The 26,128-nt window shown below is 65.4% G+C and carries 24 protein-coding genes and 1 pseudogene; 12 read left to right on the top strand and 13 right to left on the bottom strand.

What is annotated here, in order from left to right:
• Positions 1–47: 47 nt before the first annotated feature.
• Positions 48–446: pseudogene (locus WK25_RS14755) on the bottom strand (TolC family protein); the annotation flags it as partial.
• 122 nt (positions 447–568) lie between these two features.
• On the opposite strand from WK25_RS14755, the gene WK25_RS14745 reads away from it, so the two are divergent.
• Positions 569–1,779, top strand: a protein-coding gene (locus tag WK25_RS14745) for an IS3 family transposase (protein ID WP_135801118.1) whose coding sequence is annotated in 2 segments (ribosomal slippage) — positions 569–884 and positions 884–1,779 — 1,212 coding nt in all. Because the reading frame shifts where the segments join, the coding sequence is not laid out codon by codon here.
• Between the two features lie 14 nt (positions 1,780–1,793).
• Here the strand turns inward: WK25_RS14745 and WK25_RS30425 are convergent.
• The 7 genes from WK25_RS30425 to pxpB all read right to left on the bottom strand — a co-directional run bounded on the left by WK25_RS30425 (position 1,794) and on the right by pxpB (position 10,130).
• Positions 1,794–2,825, bottom strand: coding sequence for a TolC family protein (locus WK25_RS30425; protein WP_083252989.1), 1,032 nt, complete (start codon positions 2,823–2,825; stop codon positions 1,794–1,796).
• 5 nt (positions 2,826–2,830) lie between these two features.
• A complete protein-coding gene (locus WK25_RS14735; protein ID WP_069241847.1) occupies positions 2,831–4,999 on the bottom strand; it encodes a peptidase domain-containing ABC transporter in 2,169 nt (722 codons plus the stop codon).
• Between the two features lie 12 nt (positions 5,000–5,011).
• Positions 5,012–6,280 carry an HlyD family secretion protein gene (locus WK25_RS14730; RefSeq protein ID WP_069241846.1) on the bottom strand — a complete coding sequence of 423 codons (1,269 nt, stop codon included), beginning with the start codon at positions 6,278–6,280 and terminating at the stop codon, positions 5,012–5,014.
• Between the two features lie 113 nt (positions 6,281–6,393).
• Positions 6,394–6,687 carry an ABC transporter permease gene (locus WK25_RS30420; RefSeq protein WP_226209451.1) on the bottom strand — a complete coding sequence of 98 codons (294 nt, stop codon included), beginning with the start codon at positions 6,685–6,687 and terminating at the stop codon, positions 6,394–6,396.
• Positions 6,688–7,589: 902 nt separating this feature from the next.
• Positions 7,590–8,354 (bottom strand): 5-oxoprolinase subunit PxpA, encoded by a 765-nt coding sequence (gene pxpA, locus WK25_RS14725; RefSeq protein ID WP_040142429.1) that lies wholly within the window; start codon positions 8,352–8,354, stop codon positions 7,590–7,592.
• Positions 8,355–8,409: 55 nt separating this feature from the next.
• Entirely contained in the window at positions 8,410–9,477 is a 1,068-nt protein-coding gene (locus tag WK25_RS14720; protein ID WP_069241845.1) for a biotin-dependent carboxyltransferase family protein, read from the bottom strand.
• Complete coding sequence (pxpB, locus tag WK25_RS14715) at positions 9,474–10,130, bottom strand: 5-oxoprolinase subunit PxpB (RefSeq protein ID WP_040142424.1); 657 nt, start codon at positions 10,128–10,130, stop codon at positions 9,474–9,476. Before pxpB ends, WK25_RS14720 begins: the two co-directional genes overlap by 4 nt.
• Before the next feature lie 148 nt (positions 10,131–10,278).
• On the opposite strand from pxpB, the gene WK25_RS14710 reads away from it, so the two are divergent.
• Entirely contained in the window at positions 10,279–10,791 is a 513-nt protein-coding gene (locus WK25_RS14710; RefSeq protein WP_035971582.1) for a winged helix DNA-binding protein, read from the top strand.
• A 71-nt stretch (positions 10,792–10,862) separates the two neighbouring features.
• On the opposite strand, the gene WK25_RS14705 is transcribed toward WK25_RS14710, so the two are convergent.
• A complete protein-coding gene (locus WK25_RS14705) occupies positions 10,863–11,471 on the bottom strand; it encodes a 5-formyltetrahydrofolate cyclo-ligase (protein ID WP_069241844.1) in 609 nt (202 codons plus the stop codon).
• Between the two features lie 8 nt (positions 11,472–11,479).
• Between WK25_RS14705 and WK25_RS14700 the strand changes: the two genes are divergently transcribed.
• The 4 genes from WK25_RS14700 to WK25_RS14685 all read left to right on the top strand — a co-directional run bounded on the left by WK25_RS14700 (position 11,480) and on the right by WK25_RS14685 (position 16,471).
• A complete protein-coding gene (locus WK25_RS14700) occupies positions 11,480–13,432 on the top strand; it encodes a lytic transglycosylase domain-containing protein (RefSeq protein ID WP_040142421.1) in 1,953 nt (650 codons plus the stop codon).
• A 140-nt stretch (positions 13,433–13,572) separates the two neighbouring features.
• Positions 13,573–14,532 (top strand): complex I NDUFA9 subunit family protein, encoded by a 960-nt coding sequence (locus WK25_RS14695; RefSeq protein WP_069241843.1) that lies wholly within the window; start codon positions 13,573–13,575, stop codon positions 14,530–14,532.
• 53 nt (positions 14,533–14,585) lie between these two features.
• Entirely contained in the window at positions 14,586–15,233 is a 648-nt protein-coding gene (locus WK25_RS14690; protein WP_069241842.1) for a glutathione S-transferase family protein, read from the top strand.
• On the top strand, positions 15,230–16,471 hold the full coding sequence (locus WK25_RS14685) for a multifunctional CCA addition/repair protein (RefSeq protein WP_040142415.1): 1,242 nt from the start codon (positions 15,230–15,232) through the stop codon (positions 16,469–16,471). Before WK25_RS14690 ends, WK25_RS14685 begins: the two co-directional genes overlap by 4 nt.
• Positions 16,472–16,591: 120 nt before the next feature.
• On the opposite strand, the gene WK25_RS14680 is transcribed toward WK25_RS14685, so the two are convergent.
• Positions 16,592–17,443 (bottom strand): helix-turn-helix domain-containing protein, encoded by an 852-nt coding sequence (locus WK25_RS14680; RefSeq protein ID WP_069241841.1) that lies wholly within the window; start codon positions 17,441–17,443, stop codon positions 16,592–16,594.
• 431 nt (positions 17,444–17,874) lie between these two features.
• Here WK25_RS14680 and WK25_RS14675 point away from each other — a divergent pair, with 431 nt between their 5' ends.
• Complete coding sequence (locus WK25_RS14675) at positions 17,875–19,725, top strand: M24 family metallopeptidase (protein ID WP_069242010.1); 1,851 nt, start codon at positions 17,875–17,877, stop codon at positions 19,723–19,725.
• A 95-nt stretch (positions 19,726–19,820) separates the two neighbouring features.
• Here WK25_RS14675 and WK25_RS14670 read toward each other — a convergent pair whose 3' ends face one another.
• The 3 genes from WK25_RS14670 to flgA all read right to left on the bottom strand — a co-directional run bounded on the left by WK25_RS14670 (position 19,821) and on the right by flgA (position 22,102).
• Positions 19,821–20,261: a flagella synthesis protein FlgN gene (locus WK25_RS14670; RefSeq protein WP_040144824.1), complete on the bottom strand. Its 441-nt coding sequence runs from the start codon at positions 20,259–20,261 to the stop codon at positions 19,821–19,823.
• 85 nt (positions 20,262–20,346) lie between these two features.
• Positions 20,347–20,679 (bottom strand): flagellar biosynthesis anti-sigma factor FlgM, encoded by a 333-nt coding sequence (gene flgM, locus WK25_RS14665; protein WP_040142408.1) that lies wholly within the window; start codon positions 20,677–20,679, stop codon positions 20,347–20,349.
• A gap of 118 nt (positions 20,680–20,797) precedes the next feature.
• Positions 20,798–22,102: a flagellar basal body P-ring formation chaperone FlgA gene (flgA, locus tag WK25_RS14660; protein ID WP_069241840.1), complete on the bottom strand. Its 1,305-nt coding sequence runs from the start codon at positions 22,100–22,102 to the stop codon at positions 20,798–20,800.
• A 205-nt stretch (positions 22,103–22,307) separates the two neighbouring features.
• Between flgA and flgB the strand changes: the two genes are divergently transcribed.
• The 5 genes from flgB to flgF all read left to right on the top strand — a co-directional run bounded on the left by flgB (position 22,308) and on the right by flgF (position 26,112).
• Positions 22,308–22,796, top strand: a complete 489-nt coding sequence (gene flgB / locus WK25_RS14655) for a flagellar basal body rod protein FlgB (RefSeq protein ID WP_040142406.1) — start codon at positions 22,308–22,310, stop codon at positions 22,794–22,796.
• Between the two features lie 36 nt (positions 22,797–22,832).
• Positions 22,833–23,258, top strand: a complete 426-nt coding sequence (flgC, locus tag WK25_RS14650; RefSeq protein ID WP_040142404.1) for a flagellar basal body rod protein FlgC — start codon at positions 22,833–22,835, stop codon at positions 23,256–23,258.
• Positions 23,259–23,319: 61 nt separating this feature from the next.
• Positions 23,320–24,063 carry a flagellar hook assembly protein FlgD gene (flgD, locus tag WK25_RS14645; RefSeq protein ID WP_040142403.1) on the top strand — a complete coding sequence of 248 codons (744 nt, stop codon included), beginning with the start codon at positions 23,320–23,322 and terminating at the stop codon, positions 24,061–24,063.
• A gap of 28 nt (positions 24,064–24,091) precedes the next feature.
• On the top strand, positions 24,092–25,333 hold the full coding sequence (gene flgE / locus WK25_RS14640; protein WP_040142401.1) for a flagellar hook protein FlgE: 1,242 nt from the start codon (positions 24,092–24,094) through the stop codon (positions 25,331–25,333).
• A 20-nt stretch (positions 25,334–25,353) separates the two neighbouring features.
• Positions 25,354–26,112: a flagellar basal-body rod protein FlgF gene (gene flgF, locus WK25_RS14635; protein WP_040142399.1), complete on the top strand. Its 759-nt coding sequence runs from the start codon at positions 25,354–25,356 to the stop codon at positions 26,110–26,112.
• Positions 26,113–26,128: the final 16 nt, after the last annotated feature.

Below are 26,128 nucleotides of genomic sequence, written 5' to 3'. Positions count from 1 at the left end.
CCGATCGCGAACACTGAAATTCCGATGCGAAGCGTTGCTAATCTCGTTCAGTCCGACGGCCATAGTCTCAGATTGCCGAGACCGGCCGCGAGCCGGAGACGCGAAATCCTCCATTTCGACACGGCGATCACCCGTTGTTTCTCTGCATCGAAGAATGCCGTCTGCGCATTCAGCAGTTCGGTAAATGTGCCGACGCCCTCTTTGTAGCGTCCACGAGCGATGTCGAGTGAGCGAGAGGCATCGTCAACGAGTTCTCGTGCGTTCGTCAAATTGGCCGACGCAGCTTGCAGTTCGTGATAGCTCCTCCAGACTTCCGACGATACCAGTAATTCGGTGTTCCGCAAGTCGGCTTCCCGTTCGTCGGCGCGGGCCAATGCATATGCGACGCGCTGGCCGGAGTAGAGCTTTTCAAATAGCGGGATTGTCAGCTGGAGACCGACCACGCTGCTACTGAGACGAGAAACGGATGCGTATTGGAGCAGCCCCCTGAAACACCGGACATAGCCTCTCACTTAAACTAGCGGGTAGGCATAAGACTGTGTTTTTGACTAACACCAGGCAGGAAGTGATGGAAGTGTTGACGGGCCCGGAGCGTCGGCGGCGCTGGACGGCGGAGCAGAAGCTGGCGATGGTTCGCGAGAGTTTCGAACCGGGGAAGTCGGTTTCGATGGTTGCGCGCCAGCACGGCGTGAACCCGAACCAGCTGTTCCACTGGCGCAAGCTGTACCAGGACGGGAGTCTGTCGGCGGTCAAGGCTGGAGAGGAAGTGGTCCCTGCATCAGAGCTGGCCGATGCCCTCAAGCAGATTCGTGAGCTGCAGCGGATGCTCGGCAAGAAGACCATGGAGAACGAGATTCTCCGCGAAGCAGTCGAGTATGGCCGAGCAAAAAAATGGATAGCGCACTCGCCCTCGCTGCCGGAGGACGACCAGTGAAACTGGTTTGTGAAGTTCTCGGCGTGTCGCGCTCGAACGTATCGGCACGACTGTCGCGTCCGGTGACGTGGCGCGATGGCCGTCAATCGCGGCAGACGGACGATGCGAGCGTGGTCGAGGAAATCCGCCGAGTCGTCGGCGATTTGCCCAGCTATGGCTATCGCCGGGTGTGGGGCTCGCTGCGCAATGAACGCATTGCTGCCGGACAGGTGCCGTTCAATGCGAAGCGCATCTATCGCATCATGCGCACTCACGGTCTGCTGATGCAACGGCGTCCAGCCCCGCCTCGGCCGCAACGTCGGCACGATGGCAAGGTGGCCGTCGCGCGCAGCAATCAGCGATGGTGCTCGGACGGCTTCGAGTTCCGCTGCGACAACGGCGAGCCGCTTCGAGTGACATTCGCGCTTGACTGCTGCGACCGCGAAGCGATGAGCTGGGCGGCTACGACGGCAGGTCACAGCGGCGACATCGTGCGCGACGTCATGCTGGCAGCAGTGGAAAATCGGTTTGGCAACGAGCTGCATACACCGTCCGAAATCGAGTGGCTGAGTGACAACGGTTCGGGCTATACGGCCGACGATACACGCCGGTTTGCAGCGGCCATCGGCCTGAAGCCATTGACCACGCCGGTGTGCAGCCCGCAAAGTAACGGGATGGCCGAGAGCTTCGTGAAGACAATGAAGCGCGACTACGTTGCCTTCATGCCAAAGCCGGACGCAGCGACTGCTGCACGCAACTTGGCCATCGCGTTCGAGCATTACAACGAGAAGCATCCCCATAGCGCGCTGAAGTACCGCTCGCCTCGCGAGTTCCGGCGCTCAATGGATTCAGCAACCTTAGTGTGACGCTGTGTCCGGGATTACAGGGTCAACTCCACGTATTCCGAACGCTGTCCATGCAAAGGGGTGTTCACAATCCGTTTGGCGACGAGTGAAATCGTGGGTCGACCTTGAGCACGAGCAGCATCGATGTCCGCTTGCGCCGCATCGAGCATTGCGCGTGCCGCGATAAGCTTGGGGTGACGTGCTTTCGCCTCGTCGATGAGCAAGTCGACACCCGCCTGAATGACATGTTCGCTCGGCATCGCTTTGGCTGACGCAATCCTCACAGGTACGTTAGCGTCGAGCCCCATTGCAACCGACAACACACCTGCTGCCACGCGTAGACTGCCTTCGGCGGAAATGCGATCCAGTATCGCTCGGCGATAGGCCGTCCGGGCTTGCAGTTGGTCGGTTAGGAATCCTACGCCAGACTGGTGCTTCGCCTGCGCAATGACTAGGCTTCTGTGCGCAACCTCCTCGTTCAGATTCGCTGTGCGAGCGGCGGCCTGCGCGTCGCGGACGGCGTAAAAGGCATGTGCTGCGTCGAAGAAGATCGTTTGAAGCGCTTCGTCATGGTTCGCATTGGCTGCGGCTAGCAGTGCGTGAGCTTGCTGAATGCTCGCACCACGCTGACCGAAATCGAAGAGCAGCCAACCCAGATCAAGCGAGCTTTGCATAGACGATGTTGTCCGGGAATTGTCGACCGAACCGAGGCCAGAGACGCTGTAGTCGTACCTCGCCGAAACGGTGTCACGCTGAATGTGAGTGCTTGCGTTGAGCGACGGAAGATAGGCGGTCCGTGCCGATCCGACAGCAGCGGCTCGTGCGCGGATGACAGACCAAGTTTGGCGCGCGCGCGGATGTGCACAGATTGCCCGAAGAATGACATCCTCTAACTCCAGCGGAACATCAACACGCACGTCGGGACAAATCGCCGTTCCGATCAACGGAGAGGCCGGTGTGGCCGGTATGTCGGTACGGGTCCGGAAGACGTCTAGAAACGCCGCTTGGGTTGCCGACGAAGACGCGGAGATTGCAGCGAGTAGTACAAAGGACGCGCAGCGTTTCATTAGTATCAGCGCTCGGTGGACATGGGTGCGGGCCCGTGCGAGTGGTCGCACGACGATGATGCCGGATGTTCAGATGCTACCTTGCCACTAGCAAGCACAATCACACGTGACGCCGATGCAATCGTTTCTTGGCGGTGCGCAACGATAACGCGCGTTATTTGCAGTGCGCTGACGGCAGCGTTGACTTGATGTTCGCGTTGCGGATCGAGGTGGCTTGTGGCTTCGTCGAGCACGAGGATTTTCGGCCGCTTGTAAAGCGCGCGCGCGAGCAAAACTCGTTGCTTCTGACCACCAGACAGGACGGTTCCCATGTCGCCGACGAGAGTGTTGTATCCCATAGGCATTGCGACGATGTCGTCATGCACCGCAGCGATCCGCGCGCATTCAGCGATCCACCGTGGATCTGGGTTGGAATCGAAGAAGCAGATGTTGTCTGCGATGGAGCCTGAGAATAGGAGGTCATCCTGCATGACAGTTCCGATTAGCATCCGCAGTCGCTCTAATCCGAGCCGGCTGAGCTCGATGCCGCCGATCCTGATGGCGCCCCCAGTCGGCTCAAGGGAACCGAGCAGTATGTTGACGAATGTTGTCTTGCCGCATCCCGACGGACCGACGAGCGCGACCGATTCGCCGGCGCCGATCTTCAGCGATACTCCATCGAGTATGGCCGGTTCGCCATCAGCGTAGGAGAATGTGAGGCTATCAACTTCGATGCTTGCGGCGAGTCGTTCGGTTTCGTCGGGCACGAGACGCGAAGTCATGTCAGCTTCGGGAGCCGTGAATACGATGTCGGAAAGCCGCTCTCCCTGGAGCTGGAGCATTCTCAATTCAAAAAATCTGTCGATTAAGTTGCCGACCCGGCTATCGAACTGCCCCTTGTATGCGTTGAAGGCCATCAGCACGCCGACCGTAAAGTGGCCTTCCATGACCATCGTCGCGCCGAGCCAGATAATCAGCAGACCTTCGATACCGAAGAGTAGTCCGTTGAGTTGCTGGTAAAGCAATTGGAGTTTTTGGGTACGTAGGCCAGAGTTGATCTGATCGACGAATAGCGTCAGCCAAGTCGCGCGACGCTCGCTTTGGCGATTGAACAACTTGATTGTCTTGACGCCTCTGATGGTCTCGAGGAAGTGACTGTGTTGCTTGGCACCGTGCACGATTTCATCTTCGGTGGCCTGCCGAAGCGGTTGATACCAAAGCCAGCGCAACAGACCATACACTAGCATCGCACTGAGCGCGACAGTTCCCAACGTGCGGTTGTACAGGAACATCATGACCAGCGTCGCGACGGTCATGATGCCGTCGATGATCGCGCTTAGGAACGATGTGGTCAACGATTTCTGGATCGTATCGATGGTCCCGAATCTCGAGACTATATCTCCCAGATGACGGCGCTCGAAGTAGCGTACGGGGAGGTTGAGCAAGTGCGTGAACAGGTTCGCGCGCCACTGCACGTTCAATGTCGTACTGAAATGCAGCAACATCCACGCACGGATGGCATGAGTGCCTTCTTGCATGAGCAAAAGCAGGCCAAAGCCGATTGCGAGCACTGTGAGCAAGTCGCGGTCCGCGCTGACTATGACCTCATCGATCACCCATTGCAGGAAAAAGGGCGACGCCAGGGTGAAGATCTCGAGGGCTAGCGCCAGCAGTAGGATCTGTCCGATTGAGCTACCGAGTCCTGAGATCGGACCAGTTAACATGCGCAATCTGATTGAAGGAGCCGGATCAAGTCGTTTAAATCGATTCGTCGGCCACAGTTCAAGGGCTATGCCGGTAAATGACCTCGATACTTCGTCGATTGGCAACCTGCGGCGGCCATGCGCTGGATCATGAATCGTGACGTGTTTTGCACCGACGGACTGCAGAACGACGAAGTGATTGAAGTTCCAGTGAAGAATGCATGGGGCTCGAAGTTGAACGAGCTGTTCGAGTCCGAGCTTGAGTGCGCGGGTGCCGAAATCGAGTCGATGTGCAATCTCCATGATACGTGCGAGACCGACACCTTTCAGCGAGACGGTGAATTGGCGACGCAGCGTGGCGAGGTCGACGTGATGGCCATAGTGACCGGCTACCATCGCGAGACAGGCGAGTCCGCATTCGGTCGCTTCCGTTTGCAGGACGATCGGTAGCCGGCGCTGAAAAGGCAGCGAGAGGCGATGGGTAAGCAGCATGGATTGTGCGTATTAGAGTTTGCCGGTCAGGCTATAAAGTGGTTCGAGGACCCATTCGTACAGGCGCCGCCGCTCTTGCAACACATCGGCGTGAAGCGACATGCCGGCTTGGAGCTTTTGCGGTTTGCCGTATGCAGTGATGTCTTGATTTCTCAATGCAGCGGTAATGCGATAAAACGTGCCGCTCATCTCAACTGGTGCGCCACTGTTCGAGAGTTCAGCTGCGGAAAGTGCAGAACTGGCAATCGATACGATCTTTGCCGCGTACTGCCCGAATTTCTGGTAAGGATAGGCTTTGTAACGAATCAATACTGCGTCGCCGATACGAAGGAATCCTACTGCTTCGCTGGGTACGAAAAGATGGGCCTGCCAATGGGCGCCCTCTGGCACGATGGTCGCGAGCGGGCGCGATCCATCGGTCGTCTGCCCGGATTCCAGCAGGACCGCCTCCACGGCGCCCGACTCCGGAGCGGTTACCACGAATTCTCGCTTGGCTTCGTGCTCGATCATCGACAGGTCGACGTCGATCATGCTGCGTTTGATCTGCGACAATTGGTTTTGGTGTTTGAGGGGGAGTCCGGAGCGTTCGTTGATGGCATCCGTGAGTGCCTGAGCCGAGGCTGCGCGTTCACGTTGTAGGCCTTGTAATCGCGATTGTTGGTCGAACAGGCCGGCGTGGCGTTCCTGCGCCTGGTCTTTCGAGATGAAATCAGCTGCGAGCAAGCTGTCGTAGCGTGCCGCAGCATCGGCAGCAAGGGCGGTGCGCCGTTGCTGACTCGTAAGTTGAATGTCGATGCGTCCTAGTTCGGCATGCAGATTCCGGATCTTGGCTTGCAATGCGTTGAGTTCGTTCTGTTGCAGAATTTGCAGCTTGTCCATCTCCTGCTGCATCGCAACCTTGCGCTTGCGCGCTTGTGCAATGACTGCGACGTGCATTTGTCCGCCGACGGTGCTGTGCAATTCGCTTGAAACCGTGAATATCGGTTGCCCTTTTTTTACTCGCATTCCCTCCGTGATATGTCGAGTCAGGACGACGCCGGATTGTGGTGCGTAAACCTTTACCAGGCCAGTGCTCGGCATAATGACGCCTGAGACTGTCGTGCGGCGCGTATAGCTCCCGAATCCGAACAGAAGAATCACACCCATCGCCATGCAGATTGCAATACCAGTCACCGTTGCGAACGAGATGGGGCGCACAAGAACGATCGAACCGAGGGCAGGGACGTGTTGTGCGTCCTGCGCTTGTTTGCGGAAGAGGGCGGAGCGTGGGCGGGACGTCATGAAAGGATTTCGCGCACGTTCGCATTGTGCGAAGCGTTAATGCGCCAAAGGAAGAATAGAAGTAGGCCGACAAATCCGATCAGGAGTGCCGACCCGTGTGCGCTATCCATCAATTAGCGCGGATGATTCAATCCTCCTTGTACTGCACCGGCAAGGCCGCCGCTCACCATGCCGCTGATTCCCGCGATGCCGATCGGCTGACCGGTGGCGGCTGCACCGGCTGCGGTGGTGAGTCCAGTGAGCACTGAGCCTTGCAAGCCACTCAACAACATTCCTCCCCAGTTCCATGCGCCGGAGATTTCAGCGAGTTCTTCGGCCGAAAGGATGTTTAGCTCGGAGAGCTCGGAAGAGAAATTCGACGTAGAAAAATGGTTTGGAGCATTTTGAGCGATGGATGCGTAATTCATGGTTTTCTTCCTATTTTTTTGTAATAGGTGAAATAAAATAGCTCCAGAATTGTCGTAATAATTACGATGACGATCAGGAGGAGGTGGTCAACATGAAAGTGTGTCAATTTTTCAATAGATGAGTAAACTCCCATAAATATTAGGTAACCTAAGATAAATCTGAAAATCAATATTGGTGCCTTTATAAAGGCGGGATGTTTCATGGGTCTTGATACGTTTGTTTGGGATGGGTTTGCGGTGATTCTCGAGTTTGGTGTCTTGGTGGAGCTGCTATCCCCGGTGGGGTATTGAGTGATACCAGAATTTATCGATCATCTTGGCTGTTGGAAATATGTATTTCCTCATGGTTTTTATTTTGATAGTTGCGATGCATCTGAGGATGCGATGTGGTGATATGCCAATTTTTCCGGAGCTTAAGTGGCCGAACGGGAAAGTTCGAGCAGTGGAAAAGTGGTTCGAAAGCCGGAGTGCCGTAGTCAGGGGGAAAGGAGCAAAATGCGCAGTCGCCGGTGGCTCGGAGTCGGGCTGCGGTTGTATGCAAAGGGAGAGTGGCGGCGAGCGCCGCAACGCAATGTGGCCAGTCTGGCGCGCGCGAGGGGATGTGGGATATGCGGTGGTGCTGTGTCAGCTGCGCGCGACTGCGTACCGGTACGAAGGGTGCGAATTAATCGAAAGGAATGGCCGCGTCAGTCAAGTCCCTGCAATCCGGGATGGTGTATTCCACCGGTTCGCGCCGATGTCCGCGAGACCAGCCAAGGCACCAGTGGTCGTCTGACAAGACGATGCCCTGGCGTTTCGAGTTTTGATGAATTGAGTGACAGATGGTCGTGACAAGACTGGAGTGTTCTCGTCGGGCTACGGATATTGCGTTGCAGTGCTCAGCGCCAAATGCGATCGATTATTTACGCGCCTTCATCCGCCCGCACCGCACCCGGCGCCACCACCTCAACCCCCGCCGCCTCCAACGCCGCACGAATCCTTTTCGCGAACGCCAGCGCATGCGGCCCGTCGCCGTGCAGGCAGACCGTCTGCGCGTTGAGCGGCACCCATTCGCCGCTCACCGCGCGCACCTGCCGCTCGCGCACCATGTCGAGCGTGCGTGCGAGCACCGCGTCTTCGTCGTCGATCAGCGCGCCGGGCTGGTTGCGCGGCACGAGCGAGCCGTCCGCGCGGTAGCCGCGATCGGCGAACACCTCTTCCACCGCGGCAAGGCCGGCGTGGCGCGCGGCCGCGACGAACACGCTGTTCGCGAGGCCGAACACAGCGAGCGACGGATCGAAGTCGTGAATCGCCGACACGACCGCGTCGGCAATCATCGGATCGCGTGCGGCCTGGTTGTACAGCGCGCCGTGCGGCTTCACGTGCGCGATGCGGCCGCCCTCGGCCTGCGCGATCGCGGATAGCGCGCCGAGCTGGTACAACACGCCCGCGTAAATGTCGCCGGCCGGCAACTGCATTTCCTTTCGGCCGAAATTCTCCGGATCGTGAAAGCTCGGATGGGCGCCGATCGACACGCCCTTCTGCACGGCCCACCGCACGCAGTCGCGCATCGCATTGGCGCCCCCCGCATGCCAGCCGCACGCGATGTTCGCCGACGTGACGAGATCGAGCAGCGCCTCGTCCGATCCGCATCCTTCGCCGAGATCGGCGTTCAGATCGATTTCCATGATGTTCCTCGTCCACTGATCGCGTGGCGCGTCCTTCGTCCTGCTTCTGCCATTGTCACGCTGCGCGCGATTGCGCGCGAAGGCGGGTTTCCTCGCGCATCTCGATCGCGACGTCGATCTGCCGCAGATACGCGCGTTCCGCGGTGAGCGCGGCGCGCGCGGCATCGAGCGTCGTGCGCACGAAGCGGATCGGCAGGTTGAGCCGCGCCTGCGCGAGTTTCCACAGATCCGCGCGGATCACCGTGCCGATCTTCGGGTAGCCGCCGGTGGTCTGCGCGTCGTGCATCAGCACGATCGGCTGGCCGTTCGGCGGCACCTGGATCGTGCCGGGCAGCACCGCATGCGACAGCAGCTCGACCGGCCGCTCGCGCACGAGCTCCGCGCCGGCGAGCCGATAGCCCATCCGGTTGCTGTTCGCTGTGACGAGCCATTCCTCGTCCCAGAACGCCTGCTGCGAATCGGCCGCGAACGACGCGTAATCGGGGCCCGGCAGCACGCGCACGGGCATCGCCCACGGTGCATGCGCCGGCCGGTGGCGGCGCGGCGGCTCGTCGACGCGCACGAACGCGCACCACGCGGGCGCCTTCACGCCGAATTCGGGCGCATCGGCCGCGAGGCAGCCGGCGCCCGTCGGCGGCACGCCGATCGGAAGCCGGTCGCCGTCGCGCAGCGCGCGGCCGCCGAGCCCGCCGAAGCGCGACGCGAGATCGGTGCTGCGCGAGCCGAGCATCGGCAGCACGTCGATGCCGCCCGCGATGCACAGGTAGCCGCGCATCCCGCGCTTCGCGGCCGGCAGCACGAGCGTCTGCCCGGCGTCGACCGGCAGGCTCCACCATGAGTACACGGGCTGGCCGTCGAGCGTCGCGCCGAATTCGGTTCCCGTGATCGCGATGCGCGTCGCGCGCGTGAAGCGGAACGCGGCGGGCCCGATCGTGATTTCGACGGCTGCCGCGTCGGGGCGGTTGCCGACGAGGCGGTTGCCGACCTCCAGCGCGAGGCCGTCGAGCGCGCCGCCCTGCGCGACGCCGAGATGGCGCGTGCCGCGGCGGCCGAGATCCTGCAGGGTCGATAGCGGGCCGGCGCGGACGACTTCGATCGTGCCCGGTGCGGTGCTCTGGGTCATGTCGCGTCGGCTCCGGCAATGGTGAAGCGCACGCGGTCGCCCGGCAGCAGCAGTGTCGGCTGCGCGCGCGCCGGGTCGAACAGGACGTGCGACGTGCGGCCGATCAACTGCCAGCCGCCGGGCGACGTGGCCGGATAGATCCCGGTCTGTGCGCCGCCGATACCGACCGAGCCGGCCGGCACTTCCAGCCGCGGCGCTGCGCGCCGTGGCGTGTGCAGCGACGCGTCGAGGCCGCCCAGATACGCGAAGCCCGGCTGGAAGCCGACGAAGAACACGACGTATTCGCCGGCCGCGTGGCGCGCGACGACTTCATCGGCCGACAGCCCCGTGTGCGCGGCGACCGCCGCGAGGTCGGGGCCGGCTGCGCCGCCGTATTCGACGGGGATTTCGATCTCGCGGCCGTTCGCGTGGCCGACGTCGGCGGTTTCCCACGCATCGCGCAGCGCCGGCGTGAGCGACTCCGCCGTCGCGGCGAGCGCGTCGAATACGATAGTCAGATTGTTCATGCCCGGCACGACGTCGATCACGTCGGGCCACGCGCGCGCGGCCTCGGCGACGGCCCAGACGCGGCGCTGGCAATCGAGCGTGGCGGGCGGCGGCACCTCGCAGACGAGGGCGGCATCGCCGAGCGGATAAATGCGGGGTTGCGTCATCGGACTGGCACGGTTCGGACGGCAATGTTAGCGCACATTGTCAATAAAATATCGACAACTTCCCAATAAGCGTTTTCGCCTAGCTCGTATGGCAGGGCTTCTGTCGTACACTCGGCACACCCTGACATCCTGCTTGCGCTGACTTTCCATGAAGCGTCCTCCGACCAAGATCGTGTCTTCCGAACACCTCGTTTCCGAGTCGAGCGCGGAGCTGTCGGAACTCGAATACGGGCTCATCATGGCCGGCAACGCATTCAACCGATGGATGGTGCGCTGCATGTCGGCCGCAGGCGCGAAGGACATGACGGCGGTCGAGGTGTCGCTGCTGCATCACGTGAGCCATCGCGAACGCAAGAAGAAGCTCGCCGACATCTGCTTCGTGCTCAATATCGAGGATACGCACGTCGCGACCTATGCGCTGAAAAAACTGATCGCGCGCGGCTACGTGAAAAGCGAGAAGAGCGGCAAGGAAGTGTTCTTCTTCGCGACCGACGCGGGCCGCGAGCTGTGTCTGAAGTATCGGGAGGTGCGCGAGCACTGCCTGATCGAGACGCTGAAGGACAGCGGCCTCACCAACGAGCAGATCGGCGACGCGGCGCAGTTGCTGCGCCACGCATCGGGCCTCTACGACACGGCCGCGCGCGCGGCGGCTTCGCTGTAAACGGTTGCGGACGGAGCGGCGGCAAACGCGGTGACGCGCGGCATGCCGCGTGCGCGGCGTCGCGCACCGCGTCATCCCGCGGACGGATAAAGCGCGCCGTCCGTCACGATCCAGTTCATTGCGAGATCGTGCGCTTCGGCGGGCAACTCGTCCACGCGGCATGCTTCGTACGCGACGCCGACCGTCACCGGCAGCGTGTCGCCGGGCCATACCGCGAGCGTGCGATCGTAGTAGCCGCCGCCATAGCCGAGCCGATACCGCTGCAGGTCGAATCCCACGCACGGAATCAGCAGCAGATCGGGCACGACGACGATGCCCGATGCGGGCTCCGGAATCCGGTGATGGCCTTCGCGCATCGGCGTATCCGCATCCCATGCATGGAACGCGAGCGGTGTGTGCTTCTCGCCGATCACCGGCAACGCGGCGCGCCGGCCGGTGCCTGCCGCGACCCACGCGAGGATCGCGTCGCGTGCGTCGAATTCGCCCGGCAGCGGCCAGTAGAAGCCTACCGTGGACGGTGCGAGCCGTTCGAGCAACGCGCGCAGCCGCGCGTCGAGCGCGGCATTCGCCGGGGGCTGCGACGCGGCGTCGCGACGCGCGCCGGACAGCGTTTTGCGCAGTGCAACCTTCGGGTTCGGCACAGGGTTGCATGCTATGCTTTCGCTCAATTCGTGCTCCATTCAATACGATGTCGAACAGCCTTTTCCGAGTATATCGCGCGGTCGCGCTCACGCTTTCGGCCGCCGCGCTCGTCACGGGCACGGCAGCGTGCGCCGCACCGGGCGACGACACGCTCGCCGGGGACGACCAGATCTTCGTGCAGCTTCGCGAAGCCGCGCGCCGCAACGACGCCGCGAAGGCAGCGCAGCTCGCGTCGATGATCCCCAACTATCCGGTGCCGTCCTACGTCGAGTATTTCCAGATCAAGCCGCAGTTGTTCGATTCGACGGGGCGCGCGCGTGTCGACGCGCCCGACGCCCCCGTGCAGTCGTTCCTGCAGCGCTACGACGGTCAGGCGATCGCCGATCGCATGCGCAACGACTATCTGCTCGTGCTCGGCGCGCGCCACGACTGGCGCAACTTCGACGATCAGTACAAGCGCTTCGTGCTCGACGACGACACGCAGGTCAAGTGCTACGCGCTCGAATCGCGCGCGGCGCGCGGCGAGAATGTCGCCGAGGCGGCGCGCGCGCTGCTCGTGGAGCCGAAATACTACGGCGATGCCTGTGTCGACCTGATTACCGCGCTCGCGGTGAACCAGCAGTTCACGAGCGACGACGTGTGGCAGCAGGCGCGCCTCGCGTACGAGCAGAACTACACGACGCTCGGCGGCAAGATCGTCGACGCGCTCGGCCCGCGCCCCGTCGGTTTCGATCAGGCGACGAGCGCGCCGCCGCTGTACCTCGCGCGCGGCATCGGCCCCGACGCGGCATCGCACCAGCTCGCGCTGATCGCACTCGGCCGGATGGCGCGCAACGACCCTGACGCGGCAGCAGGGATGCTCACGTCGGTCGCCGGCTCGTTGACGAAGCAGGAGCAAGCGATCGCGTGGGGCGCGATCGGCTATCAGGGCGCGATCAAGCGCTCGCCGCTCGCGTCGGTGTGGTACGCGAAATCGGCGAACGCGCCGCTGTCGAATCCGGGCTACGAATGGCGCACGCGCGCCGCGCTGCTCGCCGGCAACTGGCCGATGGTGCGCTGGTCGATCGAGCAGATGCCGCCGTCGCTGCGCGACGATCCGGCGTGGATCTACTGGCATGCGCGTGCGCTGAAGCAAAGCGGCGACACGCTGCAGGCGAACCAGGAATTCGAGCAGGTCGCGGGGCAGTACAACTTCTACGGGCAGCTCGCCGGCGAGGAGCTCGGCCAGCGCACGTCGATCCCGCCGCGCACGAAGGTGAGCGACGCCGAGATCGACGCGATGAGCAAGATCCCGGGCTTCGCGCTCGCGCAGCGCTTCTACGGGTTGAACCTGCGCCTCGAAGGCAACCGCGAATGGAACTGGCCGCTGCGCGGGATGACCGACCGCCAGCTGCTCGCGGCCGCGGAATACGGCAAGCGCATCGATCTGCTCGACCGCACGGTCAATACGGCCGACCGCACGAAGGCCGAGCACGACTTCACGCTGCGCTATCCGTCGCCGTACCGCGACATCGTCGAGCGCTACGCGCAGTCGACGGGCCTCGACATCGAATGGGCGTACGGGCTGATCCGCCAGGAGTCGCGCTTCATCACGAACGCGCGTTCGTCGGTCGGCGCGGGCGGGCTGATGCAGCTGATGCCGGCCACCGCGCAACTCGTCGCGAAGAAGCTCGGGATGGGCACGATCACGCGTGCGCAGATGCACGACATCGACACCAACATCCAGCTCGGCACCTGGTATCTGGCGGACATCTACAACAACTTCGACAGCTCACCGGTGCTCGCGACCGCCGGATACAACGCAGGCCCGGGCCGGCCGCGCCAGTGGCGCCAGGTGTTGACGCAGCCGGTCGAAGGCGCGATCTTCGCGGAAACGATTCCGTTCAACGAGACGCGCGACTACGTGAAGAACGTGCTGTCGAATACCGTCTACTACGCAGCGCTCTTCGAGGGCAAACCGCAGTCGTTGAAGAAACGTCTCGGCATGATCTCGCCCTGATCCGCAAGCTTCACACTGCCGCGTGACACGCGGCAGTGTTCAAGGGCTGGTCACGCTGATGACGGGCTCGTCCCCGGACGGGAAAAAACGTCAATGCGGCTAACGTGACCAGCGCGAACAGCCGCTGAGAGGACCCGAACATGGATCGCCAGACCGTCGCGCTATTGGGCGGCACCGGCTTCATCGGCAGCCGGCTCGTCAACGCTTTGATCGACGCCGGCAAGCACGTGCGGATCGGCACGCGGCGGCGCGAGCACGCGCGCCACCTGCAGATGCTGCCGGTCGAGATCGTCGAGCTCGACGCGCTCGATGCGCGCACGCTCGCGCGATTCGTCGCCGGTGCGCATGCGGCCGTGAATCTCGTCGGCGTGCTGCATGGCGGCTACGGCACACCGTACGGGCCCGGCTTCGAGCGCGCGCACGTGGCGCTGCCGGCGGCGCTCGCCGCGGCATGCGTCGGCGCCGGCGTGCGGCGCGTGCTGCACATGAGTGCGCTCGGCGCCGATTCGAACGGCGCGAGCATGTATCTGCGCTCCAAAGGCGACGGCGAAGCCGCGCTGCATGCGGTCGCGGCAACCGATTCGCTCGCGCTGACGATCTTCCGCCCGTCGGTCGTGTTCGGCCCCGGCGACGCGTTCCTGAACACGTTCGCGAACCTGCAGCGCGCGCTGCCGGTGCTGCCGCTCGCGATGCCCGACGCGCGCTTTCAGCCGGTATTCGTCGGCGACGTCGTGCACGCGTTCGTCAACACGCTCGATCTCGCCGGCGCGCATGGCAAGACCTACGAGCTCGGCGGCCCGACCGTGTACACACTCGAGCAGCTGGTGCGGTACTGCGGCACGCTGGTGGGCCGGCAGGCACGCATCGTGCGGCTGCCCGACGCGCTCGCGCGGCTGCAGGCGCGCGCGTTCGAACTGCTGCCCGGCGAACCGGTGATCACGCGCGACAACCTCGCGTCGATGTCGGTGCCGAACGTGCTGTCGGGGCCGATGGCGCCGGAGCTCGGGATTGCGCCCGCGAGTCTCGAGAGTATCGCGCCCGCGTATCTCGGCCACACCGCGCAGCGCTCGCGCTTCGACTGGCTCCGCTCGCGCCGCTAGGCGCCGCGCGGCCGCATTCCGACTTTCACTTTCGCGCTTTCCGGAACTCCGCCATGAAACTCGTCATTGGAGACAAGAACTACTCGTCGTGGTCGATGCGGCCGTGGCTGTTGCTCACGCATTTCGGCATTCCGTTCGACGAAATCACGATCGAGCTGCGCCGCGACGACACGGCCGCGCGCATTCGCGAGTATTCGCCGAGCGGCAAGGTGCCGTGCCTCGTCGACGATCACGGCGTCGCGATCTGGGAGTCGCTTGCGATCGCCGAGACGCTCGCTGAGCGCTATCCGCAGTTTCCGATGTGGCCGGCCGATCCGCAGCAACGTGCGCATGCGCGCTGCATTTCGGCCGAGATGCACGCGGGCTTCACCGCGCTGCGCACGGAAATGGGGATGAACGTGCGCGCGTCGATGCCCGGCCGGGGCGCGACGCCCGACGCGCTCGCCGACGTCGCGCGCATCGACGCGCTATGGAATGCATGCATCGAGGCATCGGGCGGCCCGTTCCTGTTCGGCGAATTCGGCATTGCCGACGCGATGTATGCGCCGGTCGTGATGCGGTTCAACACGTACGCGCCGGCGCTGTCGCCGGTGGCGGCCGGTTACGCCGCGCGCGTGACCGCGCTGCCGGCCGTGCAGCGCTGGATCGACGCCGCGCGCCGCGAAACCAGCGTGATCGCCGAATACGAGCCGCAGCCATGAACATCTACGCGGTAGGCGGCGCGATCCGCGACGAATTGCTCGGCGTGCCGGTGCAGGACCGCGACTACGTGGTGGTCGGCGCGACACCCGAGCAGATGGCCGCGCAGGGCTTCCGGCCGGTCGGCAAGGACTTTCCGGTGTTCCTGCATCCGGACACGCAGGAGGAGTACGCGCTCGCCCGCACCGAGCGCAAGACGGCGGCCGGCTATCACGGCTTCCAGTTCTATTACGCACCGGACGTGACGCTCGAGGAGGATCTCGCGCGGCGGGATCTGACGATCAATGCGATGGCGCGCGAAGTGACGCCGGAGGGCGAACTGATCGGGCCGGTCATCGATCCGTTCGACGGCCAGGCCGACCTGCGCGCGCGCGTGTTCCGGCACGTCGGCGACGCGTTCGTCGAGGATCCGGTGCGGATCCTGCGGATTGCACGCTTTGCCGCGCGCTTCGCGGATTTCACGGTCGCGGACGACACGCTGGCGTTGATGCGGCGCATGGTCGAGGCCGGCGAAGCGGACGCGCTGGTGCCCGAGCGCGTGTGGCAGGAGATCGCGCGCGGGCTGATGGAGGCGAAGCCTTCGCGAATGTTCGCGGTGCTGCGCGAATGCGGCGCCCTCGCGCGCATCCTCCCCGAAGTCGATGCGTTGTGGGGCGTGCCGCAGCGCGCGGACTACCATCCGGAAGTCGACACCGGCGTGCACGTGATGATGGTCGTCGACTATGCGGCGAAGCAGGGTTATTCGTTGCCGGTGCGCTTCGCGGCGCTCACGCACGATCTCGGCAAGGCGACGACGCCCGCCGACGTGCTGCCCCGCCATGTCGGCCACGAAGGCCGCAGCGTCGACCTGATCAAGCCGTTGTGCGAGCGGCTGCGCGTGCCGAACGAGTGCCGCGATCTGGCGCTGGTGGTCGCGCGCGAGCACGGCAATCTGCATCGCGTGATGGAGATGGGCGCGGCCGCGCTGGTGCGGTTCTTCGAGCGCTGCGATGCGCTGCGCAAGCCGGCGCGCTTCGCGGAGATGCTGCAGGCATGCGAGTCGGATGCGCGCGGGCGGCTCGGACTCGACACGCAGCCGTATCCGCAGGCCGAGCGGCTGCGCGTGGCGCTGGTCGCGGCGCGCAGCGTCGATGCGGGCGCGATCGCGCGCGGCATCGGCAACGACGCGATGCAGATCAAGGACGCCGTGCATCGCGCACGGGTCGAGGCCGTCAAGCAGGCGCTGGCGATCGCGGAATAGTCCGGCCGAGGCTGGCGCGATCCGGGACGCCATCCGGAGCAGCGATTCGGTAGTGCGCGCGACTCCCGCGCAGCGCGGGGGCGAACCGGGCCGCGCACTGCGCGACGCGGCCGCCCGCCGTCATTTCTTCGTGCGCGCGCCGGTTCGGCGGGCCGGCGCGGCCGCGGCCCGGCGTTCGTCCGCAGCGGCGCGCGACTTTGTGGCCGTCGGTTTGGCCGACGCACGAGCCGGCGTGTCGGCGGGCGGTTGGGCGGCCGCCGCCGCATCCGGGTTCGCGTTCACCGCCACGCCCGCACGGCGTTCACGCTTAGGCGCCGCTTCGCGGCGGTTTACACGCGGCTCGCCCGCCGGCGGCGCGCCGGCATCGCGCGCGAGCAGCCGCATCTTCATCGCCTCGGATCCCAGCTCGGCGCAGTCGTCGCCGAACAGCGGCAACGTGCCGACCGCGATCAATTCCGCCGGCCCGTCGCCGACGTTCGCGACGCGATGGCGCTTTCTCGCATCGAAGTGCAGCGAGTCGCCGGGCGACAGCGGATATTCCTTCTTGCCGATCGTGTAGCAGACGCGGCCGGCCAGCACGTACACGAACTCGTCGCCGCCGTGCGCGACCCATTCCGAACGATAGCCTTCCATCATCCGGACCTTGAGCGCGTTGATCTGGCTGCCGTCGAAGGTGGTCGACAGCCGCTCGTACCACTGCGATGCGGCGTCCACCGCGTAAGGCTCGCGGCGGCCCGCATGCGAGTCGGGCTGCGCCTGGCGCGGCTGGTCGATCAACGCGCCGAGCGGCACGTCGAGCGCCTTCGCGACGTTGACCAGCGACGACAGCGAGATGCCCGTGAGATTGCGTTCGACCTGGGACAGGAAACCGACCGACAGGTGCGCTTCGGTCGCGACTTCCAGCAGCGTCTTTTTCGCCTCCCGGCGCAGGCGCCGGATGCGCTGGCCGATACGCATGATGTCTGAATCCATGAATCTCTTTGATGGCAACGAACCGGAGGGCGAGCGCGGGAGCGGGCAGCCGCCGGGGCGTTGCGGGCCGCGATCCGCACCGGGCGCGGCCGTCGGACCGACGATGCCGGCGCATTGTACCGCGCGGTGCTGCGCGGACGCCGCGAGGCCGCACACGACCGCGGCGTCGGCCGGCGCGGGATCGGTAATTTTAGCGCTACGAAAATTTTGGCTTGACCGCGATTTGCGTGTGCTCTAGATTCTGTCGCGCATCAAACAAAGTTAAGTGAGACAAAAATTTTACCGCCGGCCGCCGCTGGATCGGCCCCGCAGCCCTCGCTGCCGGCGGGGCTGCGCGTGCGCCACGCGCGGGCGGCGTGCTGCCGCAGGCGCGCGATCCGCGCGATGCCGCCGACCGCCGGCCGCCGACGACAACGAATAACGGGTTCCCGATGATCGACCGACTGAAATACAGCTTCTCCGGCCTTCCCCCGTATCACGCGCGCGTTGCCGACACCCAGGCCGGCCTGTCGCGCCTGCTCGACGCCGCGCGGCTCGACGCGGTCGTGGTCACGTCGCAGGACGAATACATCACCGAATACGTGCCGCTTCGCAACAATCCGCGCTACGCGGTGTCGGGCTTCGACGGCTCGGCCGGCTGCGGGATCTTCCTGAGCGCGGCGACCGCACACGCGCTCGGCGTGCCGCCGTTCGTGCTGTTCGTCGACGGCCGCTATCACCTGCAGGCCGAGCAGCAGTGCGACCCCGCGCGCGTGCGCATCGAGAAGCTCGGGCTGAACGTGACGATCTGGCAGGCGCTTGCCGACTGGCTGATCGCACATGCGAGCCGGCTCGCGCGGGTCGGCTACGATGCGCTGCGGATCAGCGTCGCGCAGCGCGATCGGCTGCTCGCGCAGACACGGGCCGCGACGCTCGACTGGACGAGCTTCGCGGAGCGGGAGATCGATCGCGCGATCGCGCTGCCGGGCTGGGTGGTCGAGCGGCCGATCTTCGAGCTGCCGGAAACGATGACCGGCGCGAGCGTCGCGCAGAACGTCGACGCGCTGAACCGGCGGCTCGCCGCGCACACGGGCGCGGCGCCCGGCAAGACCGCGTTCTTCACGTGCGCGTCGGACGATCTCGCGTATCTGCTGAACAGCCGCGGCTATCACATCCCGAATGCGTCGTCGCATCTGGGCTTCCTGTTCGCGATCGGCGAGCAGGTCGTGCTGTTTTTGCCGGAGGGCTGCGACCGCTGCCCGGTCGAACTCGCATCGTATCCGGCGTTGCACGTGATCCGGCGCGACGTCGCCGAACTCGAGCGCTTCCTTGCGCAGTTCGCGATCGACCACGTGTGCTACGGCTTCGAATCGGTCAACTGCGCACTCGCCGAATCGGTGAGCCGCGTGTGGCCGCACGCGCGCCACGCGGATTTCAATCCGGTCGAGGCGCTGCGCGCCGGAAAGACGCCGGCGGTGCTCGACCGGTTCCGCGACGCGTTCGCGCGCAGTTCGGCCGCGATCGCCGAGACGATGCGCTGGGCGAAGGCCGGCGAGCCGGGGCAACGCCATACCGAGTACGACCTGGCCCGCGCGATCAACGACGCGTACGGCGCGCGCTCGGCTGTCGCGCTGACGTTTCCGTCGATTGCCGCGAACGGCGCGAACAGCGCATTCGCGCACTACACGGCGGCGAGCGCCGACGTCGAGCTGACCGAAGGCGAACTTGTGCTGCTCGACAGCGGCGCGTATTACGACGCGGGTTTCGCAACGGACTGCACGCGCGTCGTGCTGCGCCGCACGCGGCCGGATACGGTCGCGCAGCCGTGGCAGCGCGAAATCTACACGGTCGCGCTGAAGGCATGCATCAAGGGGCTCGTCACGCGCTTCCCGAAAAACGCGACAGGCGGCGACGTCGATGCGACGGTGCGCCAGGTGTGCCGCGACCACGGCTACGATTTCGGCCACGGCACCGGGCACGGCGTCGGGATCCACGTGCATGAGGGCGGCGTGCGCTTCGCGCCGGGCGCAACGTACGGGCTGGTGCCGAATGCGGTGATTTCGGTCGAGCCGGGCATCTACGTGCCGGGCAAGGGCGGCGTGCGGATCGAAAACATCGTGATCGTGCGCGCGGACGACGAGGCATCGGACGCCGTCAGATTCGAGAACCTCGTCACGGTCGGCTACGACTGGGACCTGATCGACGTCGACCTGCTGGACGACGACGAGCGCGCGTATCTGCGCGACTACGAACGGCTTTGCGTGGAACGCGGCACGCAGGTCACCGCGTGTCCGCTGCTGTAGGGCGAGGAAGCGGCGCACGGCCGGCAGAGGGCCGCGCTGCGTGGGGCCGGTGCATCGGTGCGCCGGCCTTTTGACGCCATCAGAGCATCAATGCATCAGCGCATCAGCGCCGACACGCGCCCGTCGGGCCCGTAGACACCGGCCGGCGCGGGCGCGGAGCGCAGCACCGCAAGCGCGCGTTCGTTGTAATCCATCCGGATCCGGATCAGCATCCCGTTGGTCGCATTGGCCTGGCGCGCGCGCTCGGCGGCCTGCAGCAGGAGTTGCCAGCGGCCCGCGAGGCGCGCGTCGCGCTCGGCGGCCTGGTCCATCCCTTTCTTGCCGGCCGGAAAGCCGAGTGCCGACAACTGCGTGTCGCGCATGCGCTCGAGCTGCGCGAGCCGATCGATCAGCTCGGTCTTTTTCTCGACGATGCCGGGCAGCATTTCGAACGGTTCGGGTGTCGTCAGCGCCTTTTCCTCGTAGGCGAGCAGGGACGCGAACGCTTCGACCGTCGCGTGTTCGTCGTTGACCGTGGCCAGCAGCTCTTCTCTCATCGCTTCATGCTCGTCGCGCCGGCACGCGCGTGCGCATGCCGGCAAACCAGGGGACCGGTCAGGGCGTGACGGGCCCCGGGCCGGCTCAGTTGCCCGGCGAGCGCTGCTGTTGCAGCAGGTCGCGGGCGGTATTCAGTACGCCGTCGGCGATCTTGTTCACGTCGATCGTCAGTGTGCCGTTGTTCAGCGCGTCCTTGATCGACTGGACGAGGGCCGTGTCGATGTCGGCGCTGCCGGAGGCCGACGCCGAACGCAGCTGGCCGGACAGACCCGACAGGTTCACGGTCGTGTCGCCGCCGGTCGATCCTGCGTCGGCCGCCTGCGCGGACGTCGACGAAGCCGCGCCGGATTGCGCGCGGGCCGCGCCGTTGCCGGTCGGCGCGAGGGGGCTCGGGTTCGGAGTGGAATCGATCTTCACGATGGTTTTCCTGGACGGTATGACCCAGATAACGGCCGGGTCGGCCCGAACTTTAGCACCGTGCGCCCGAAACTCTCCGAATAAACAATTCTTTACAAACTTGCGGCGGGATCCGTCCCTACAGCGGAATTTCCACGGTCCCCGCGTCCTTGACGACCGCGGTGACGATCTGCCCGGCGGCCATCCTGACCCGCACCGACTGGCCGGGCGCCGCATTCGCGAGCGCGCTGCCCTCGGCCGAGATCGTGAAGCCCGGCCCGGCCGCGACGACCCGCACCGTCTGGCCGGCCGACACCGACGCGGCGCTCTTCAGCATGTCCTGCCGCAGCGGCAACCCGGCCGCGATCCTGGCCAGCGCCGTCGCGCCGACCGCCTGCGCCGGATCGGTGATGACTGCGAGCGGCAGCACCGTCAGGTCGCCGTCGCGCGCGACGAGGTCGGCGGCGGTCAGCGGCTCGCCGGGGGCGATCTGCCGCGCGGCGACGTAATACGTGGCCTGCACCGTCACCTTCGCTTGCAGGTAGACCGTCCATGGCCGCTCGCCCGCGCAGCGGATGCCGACGGTCGTGCGGCCCCATAGTCGCGCGCCGGTCGGCAGGAACGGCTCCAGCGTCGTGCACGCGGCGAGCCCGCGCGGAAATGCGGCGGCAACCGTCGCGGTCGTCTTGCCGGGCAGCCCGGCGATCTGCTGCTGGAGGAACGCGAGCGCCGTGCGCCGGATCGACTCCGGGTCTTGCTGGCCGGGTTGCGTCGGTTGCGGCGCGCGAGCGTCCGGCGTGGGTGAAACTGTGCGTGCGGCGGCCATGCGGGCGGCGAGCGCCTGCCGTGCGGGAGCCGCCGCGGGTTCGGCCGCACCGGCGCCGGCGACGACGGTTGCGACACCGGCGGGATCGACGGCGCGCGGCGCGCCGTAGCCGGCGTTCGCGATGTTCGCGCGGGCTGCCGTGGAGACGGATCGCGGCGCCGGAGCCGGTACCGACGCGGGCGCCGGAACGCTGATCACCTGCATGGATCCGGCTGGCTGCACCGGCGACCCGGCGGCCGCTCCGGTGGCACCGGCCACGCGGAAATCGGCACCCGCCGCCATCCCGGCGGCACGAGCCGTGCCGGAACCACCGCCTGCCCCAACCCCGGCCGCGCCGATCGTGCCGGAAGCACCGCCCACGGCCGCGCCGGCCGCAGCGGGCGCACCATTTCCGACCGCATCCGGAACCGCGCCCGCGTTCCCGCCGAGCCGCCCGCCGCTCGCCGCATTCGCATGCGCGAGCGCCGTCTCGGCCGTCTCGCCGCGGCCGGGAATCACGATCATCCCGTCGTCCGCGTGTGCGGCCGGCGCCGCGGCCCACAGCACCGCGGCAAGCGCGAACGCACGGCGCACGCGCATCCCGCGCCCGGCGATTTCGCGAAGTGCGCTGCGTGCCATTGCCGTGTCCTCCAAGCCGTTGATCCGAGTTGCATTCTAGGGAGCCGGGCGGTCGCGCAAACGATGAATAGAGGGGGCCTTTGCCGCGTTATTCATCCGATTGCCGGTTGCGTGCGACGCCTACCATCGCTGTCATGGAAAAAAGCCTCTTGGGTCGCCATCCGGCGCGAGGGGCGTGCAGCGCTTCATACGGAGAGACGCACACATGCTGGACAAACTCGATGCCGAATTCGCGTTCGGCCGACAGGCGCTCGATGTGCGCGCGTATCGGCAGGAACTGCTGTCGTCGAACATCGCGAACGCCGACACGCCGGGCTACCAGGCCCGCGACGTCGATTTCGCGTCGACGCTCGCGCGCTCGCTGAAGCAGACGGGCGGCGCGCTTGCGCCGAGCAACGCCGCGCAGCTGCCGATGGCGCAGCCGGCGGGCGTGACGAGCGGGATGACGATGGTGTCCACGGCGCCGGGCCACATGGCCGGCACCGTAAAGCTGATTCCGACCGGCGGCCCGGGCGACGACTACGGTCGTGCGCAGTACCGGATGCCGCTGCAGCCGTCGCTCGACGGCAACACGGTCGATCTCGACGTCGAGCGCGTGCAGTTCGCGAACAACGCGCTGCACTACGAAACCGGGATGACCGTGATGACCCAGCAGATCAAGGCGATGATCGCCGCGATCTCGACGAACTCGTAAGCGCGCGGCGCTTGCGCACCCGAACAAGGAGCCTCCATGCCCTCGTTGATGAACATCTTCGGCGTCGCCGGTTCGGCGCTGTCCGCGCAATCGCAGCGGCTGAACGTTACCGCGTCGAACCTCGCGAACGCCGACAGCGCGACCGGCCCTGACGGCAAGCCGTACAAGGCCAAGCAGGTCGTGTTCGCGACCGATCCGATCGGCGGCGCACGCACCGCGTCAGGCCAGGGCGTCGGCGGCGTGCGCGTGACGAAGGTCGTCGACGATCCGTCGCCGATGAAGTCGACTTACGACCCGGCAAACCCCGCCGCCGACGCGAACGGCTACGTGCAGATGCCGAACGTCGATCCGGTGCAGGAAATGGTGAACATGATCTCGGCGTCGCGCTCGTACCAGGCCAACGTCGAGACGCTGAACACCGCGAAGACGCTGATGTTGAAGACGCTGACGATCGGCTCGTAAGCCGCGCCGACCCACGCCACAGATCCGATAGACCCGACAGTTCCGACCCAAGGCACCCAGGATGACATCCACCAGCACGACGATCGGCAGCAACGGCACCAACGTGTCGACGCTGCCGACCGACACGATGAACACCAACAACGTGTCGACGACCGGCACGTCGGCGAGCGACCTGCAGGCAACGTTCCTGAAGCTGCTCGTCACGCAGCTGCAGAACCAGGACCCCACGAGCCCGGTCGACAGCTCGCAGATGACGTCGCAGCTCGCGCAGATCAACACGGTGAGCGGCATCGCGCAGCTGAACACGTCGCTCACGTCGCTGTCGACGCAGCTCGCGGCCGGCCAGCAGACGCAGGCCGCGCTGCTGATCGGCACCAACGTGCTCGCGCCGGGCAACAGCGTCGGCGTGAAGAGCGGCGCGGCGTCGCCGTTCGGCGTGTCGCTCTCGACCGACGTGTCGAACCTGACGATCACCGTGAAGAACAAGTCGGGCGCGGTCGTCAACACGATCAACGCGGGCAAGCAGTCGGCCGGCACGGTGCCGTTCAACTGGACGCCGACGGACGCGGCCGGCAACGCGCTGCCGGACGGCACGTACACCGTCAGCGCGCAGTACACGGGCAGCGACGGCAAGACATACGCGCCGACCGTGCTCACGGCCGCGACCGTGCAGAGCGTAATCAAGCAGGCCGACGGCACGGCGGGGCTCGTGCTGTCGAACGGCTCGACCGTGGGGCTGACCCAGGTCGCGTCGATTTTCCCGAACACCGCGTCGTCGTCCGGCGGCACGAACACCACCAACTGATCCAGCTTTCTCGAAAACGGAGACCGAAATGGGTTATCAACAAGGTCTGAGCGGCCTCGCCGGCGCATCGAACGCGCTCGACGTGATCGGCAACAACATCGCGAACGCGAACACGGTCGGCTTCAAGTCGAGTACCGCGCAGTTCTCCGACATGTATGCGAACTCGGTTGCGACGTCGGTCAACACGCAGATCGGGATCGGTACGGGGCTCGCATCGGTGCAGCAGCAGTTCGGCCAGGGCACGATCAACACGACGAACTCGTCGCTCGACGTCGCGATCAACGGCAACGGCTTCTTCCAGATGTCGAACAACGGCGTGACGACGTATTCGCGCGACGGCACGTTCCAGCGCGACAAGAACGGCTTCATCGTCGACTCGCAAGGCCGTAACCTGATGGGCTACACGGCCAACGCGGGCGGCGTGATCAACACCGCGCAGACCGTGCCGCTGCAGGCGCCGACCACCAATATCGCGCCGACCGCGACGACCAAGATCTCGGCCCAGTTCAACCTGAACTCGCAGGACACGGTGCCGACCAAGACGCCGTTCAACGCGGCCGACACCACGACGTACAACTATTCGACGTCGATCCAGGTGTACGACTCGCTCGGCGGGTCGCAGGCGGTCAACATGTACTTCGTGAAGTCCGCGGCCGGCACGTGGGAAGCGTACGCGGGGGTGCAGGGCGGCACGACGACGGACCTCGGCACGGTCACGTTCGATTCGTCGGGCGCGATCCAGAGCACGACGACGGGCACGCCGGCCACGCCGACCGCATCGCTCGGCCAGTTCCAGTTCACCGTGCCGACCACCGACGGCTCGGCGACGCCGCAGCAGCTCACGCTCGACATGACCGGCACCACGCAGTACGGCGGCAAGGACGGCGTGAACAACCTCGCGCAGGACGGCTATGCGAGCGGCACGCTGACGACGTTCTCGATCGGCGCCGACGGCAAGCTGACCGGCAACTACTCGAACGGCCAGACCGCGGTGCTCGGCCAGATCGTGCTCGCGAACTTCAACAACCCGAACGGGCTCGTCAACCTCGGCGGTAACCAGTACGCCGAATCGTCGGCGTCGGGCGTGCCGCAGATTTCGTCGCCGGGCAGCACGAACCACGGTTCGCTGCAGGGCAGCGCGCTCGAGAACTCGAACGTCGACCTGACGTCGCAGCTCGTCAACCTGATCACCGCGCAGCGCAACTACCAGGCTAACGCGCAGACGATCAAGACGCAGCAGACCGTCGACCAGACGCTCATCAACCTGTAACGCGCGGATAACCGGCAGCCATGGACCGACTGATCTACACGGCGATGACGGGCGCGTCGCAGTCGCTCGACCAGCAGGCGATCGTCGCGAACAACCTCGCGAACGCATCGACGACGGGCTTTCGTGCGCAGCTCGCGACGTACCGCGCGGTGCCGATGAATTTCGGCGACGGCAGCAACGTCGACCCGACGACGACGCGCACCTACGTGCTCGCGTCGACGCCGGGTGCGGACTATGCGCCGGGTCCGATCACGCGCACCGGCAACCCGCTCGATGTCGCGGTGCAGGGCGCCGGCTGGCTGGCGGTGCAGACGGCCGACGGCGGCGAGGCGTACACGCGCGCGGGCAATCTGCACGTCGACGAGAACGGCCAGCTCGTCAACGCGAGCAACCTGCCGGTGATCGGCAACGGCGGACCGATCTCGGTGCCGCCGAACGCGGAAGTGACGATCGGCAAGGACGGCACGGTGTCCGCGCTGATGCCGGGCGACCCGCCGACCGCGGTCGCGATCGTCGACCAGATGAAGCTCGTGAATCCCGACCCGGCCACGCTCACGCGCGGCAACGATGGGCTGTTCCGCACCGCCGACGGCAATCCTGCGGATGCCGACCCGGCCGTGGTCGTCACGCCGAACTCGCTCGAAGGCAGCAACGTGAATCCGGTGACCGCGATGGTCGCGATGATCGACAACGCACGGGCGTTCCAGCTGCAGTCGAAGCTGATCCAGACGGCCGACCAGAACGAGCAGTCGGCGAACCAGCTGCTCAACTTCAGCTGAGCGGCCCCGCCCTCGC

The sequence above is a fragment of the Burkholderia latens genome (assembly GCF_001718795.1).
GTDB lineage: Bacteria > Pseudomonadota > Gammaproteobacteria > Burkholderiales > Burkholderiaceae > Burkholderia > Burkholderia latens_A.
This window is presented reverse-complemented; position numbering and strand designations above follow the sequence as displayed.

Bases quoted from the DNA above. Each gene is read 5' to 3' on its own strand.
- WK25_RS30425 (WP_083252989.1), bottom strand. From the start codon at position 2,825: ATGAAACGCTGCGCGTCCTTTGTACTACTCGCTGCAATCTCCGCGTCT.
- WK25_RS14735 (WP_069241847.1), bottom strand. From the start codon at position 4,999: ATGCTGCTTACCCATCGCCTCTCGCTGCCTTTTCAGCGCCGGCTACCG.
- WK25_RS14730 (WP_069241846.1), bottom strand. From the start codon at position 6,280: ATGACGTCCCGCCCACGCTCCGCCCTCTTCCGCAAACAAGCGCAGGAC.
- WK25_RS30420 (WP_226209451.1), bottom strand. From the start codon at position 6,687: ATGAATTACGCATCCATCGCTCAAAATGCTCCAAACCATTTTTCTACG.
- pxpA (WP_040142429.1), bottom strand. From the start codon at position 8,354: ATGGAAATCGATCTGAACGCCGATCTCGGCGAAGGATGCGGATCGGAC.
- WK25_RS14720 (WP_069241845.1), bottom strand. From the start codon at position 9,477: ATGACCCAGAGCACCGCACCGGGCACGATCGAAGTCGTCCGCGCCGGC.
- pxpB (WP_040142424.1), bottom strand. From the start codon at position 10,130: ATGACGCAACCCCGCATTTATCCGCTCGGCGATGCCGCCCTCGTCTGC.
- WK25_RS14710 (WP_035971582.1), top strand. From the start codon at position 10,279: ATGAAGCGTCCTCCGACCAAGATCGTGTCTTCCGAACACCTCGTTTCC.
- WK25_RS14705 (WP_069241844.1), bottom strand. From the start codon at position 11,471: ATGGAGCACGAATTGAGCGAAAGCATAGCATGCAACCCTGTGCCGAAC.
- WK25_RS14700 (WP_040142421.1), top strand. From the start codon at position 11,480: ATGTCGAACAGCCTTTTCCGAGTATATCGCGCGGTCGCGCTCACGCTT.
- WK25_RS14695 (WP_069241843.1), top strand. From the start codon at position 13,573: ATGGATCGCCAGACCGTCGCGCTATTGGGCGGCACCGGCTTCATCGGC.
- WK25_RS14690 (WP_069241842.1), top strand. From the start codon at position 14,586: ATGAAACTCGTCATTGGAGACAAGAACTACTCGTCGTGGTCGATGCGG.
- WK25_RS14685 (WP_040142415.1), top strand. From the start codon at position 15,230: ATGAACATCTACGCGGTAGGCGGCGCGATCCGCGACGAATTGCTCGGC.
- WK25_RS14680 (WP_069241841.1), bottom strand. From the start codon at position 17,443: ATGGATTCAGACATCATGCGTATCGGCCAGCGCATCCGGCGCCTGCGC.
- WK25_RS14675 (WP_069242010.1), top strand. From the start codon at position 17,875: ATGATCGACCGACTGAAATACAGCTTCTCCGGCCTTCCCCCGTATCAC.
- WK25_RS14670 (WP_040144824.1), bottom strand. From the start codon at position 20,261: ATGAGAGAAGAGCTGCTGGCCACGGTCAACGACGAACACGCGACGGTC.
- flgA (WP_069241840.1), bottom strand. From the start codon at position 22,102: ATGGCACGCAGCGCACTTCGCGAAATCGCCGGGCGCGGGATGCGCGTG.
- flgB (WP_040142406.1), top strand. From the start codon at position 22,308: ATGCTGGACAAACTCGATGCCGAATTCGCGTTCGGCCGACAGGCGCTC.
- flgC (WP_040142404.1), top strand. From the start codon at position 22,833: ATGCCCTCGTTGATGAACATCTTCGGCGTCGCCGGTTCGGCGCTGTCC.
- flgD (WP_040142403.1), top strand. From the start codon at position 23,320: ATGACATCCACCAGCACGACGATCGGCAGCAACGGCACCAACGTGTCG.
- flgE (WP_040142401.1), top strand. From the start codon at position 24,092: ATGGGTTATCAACAAGGTCTGAGCGGCCTCGCCGGCGCATCGAACGCG.
- flgF (WP_040142399.1), top strand. From the start codon at position 25,354: ATGGACCGACTGATCTACACGGCGATGACGGGCGCGTCGCAGTCGCTC.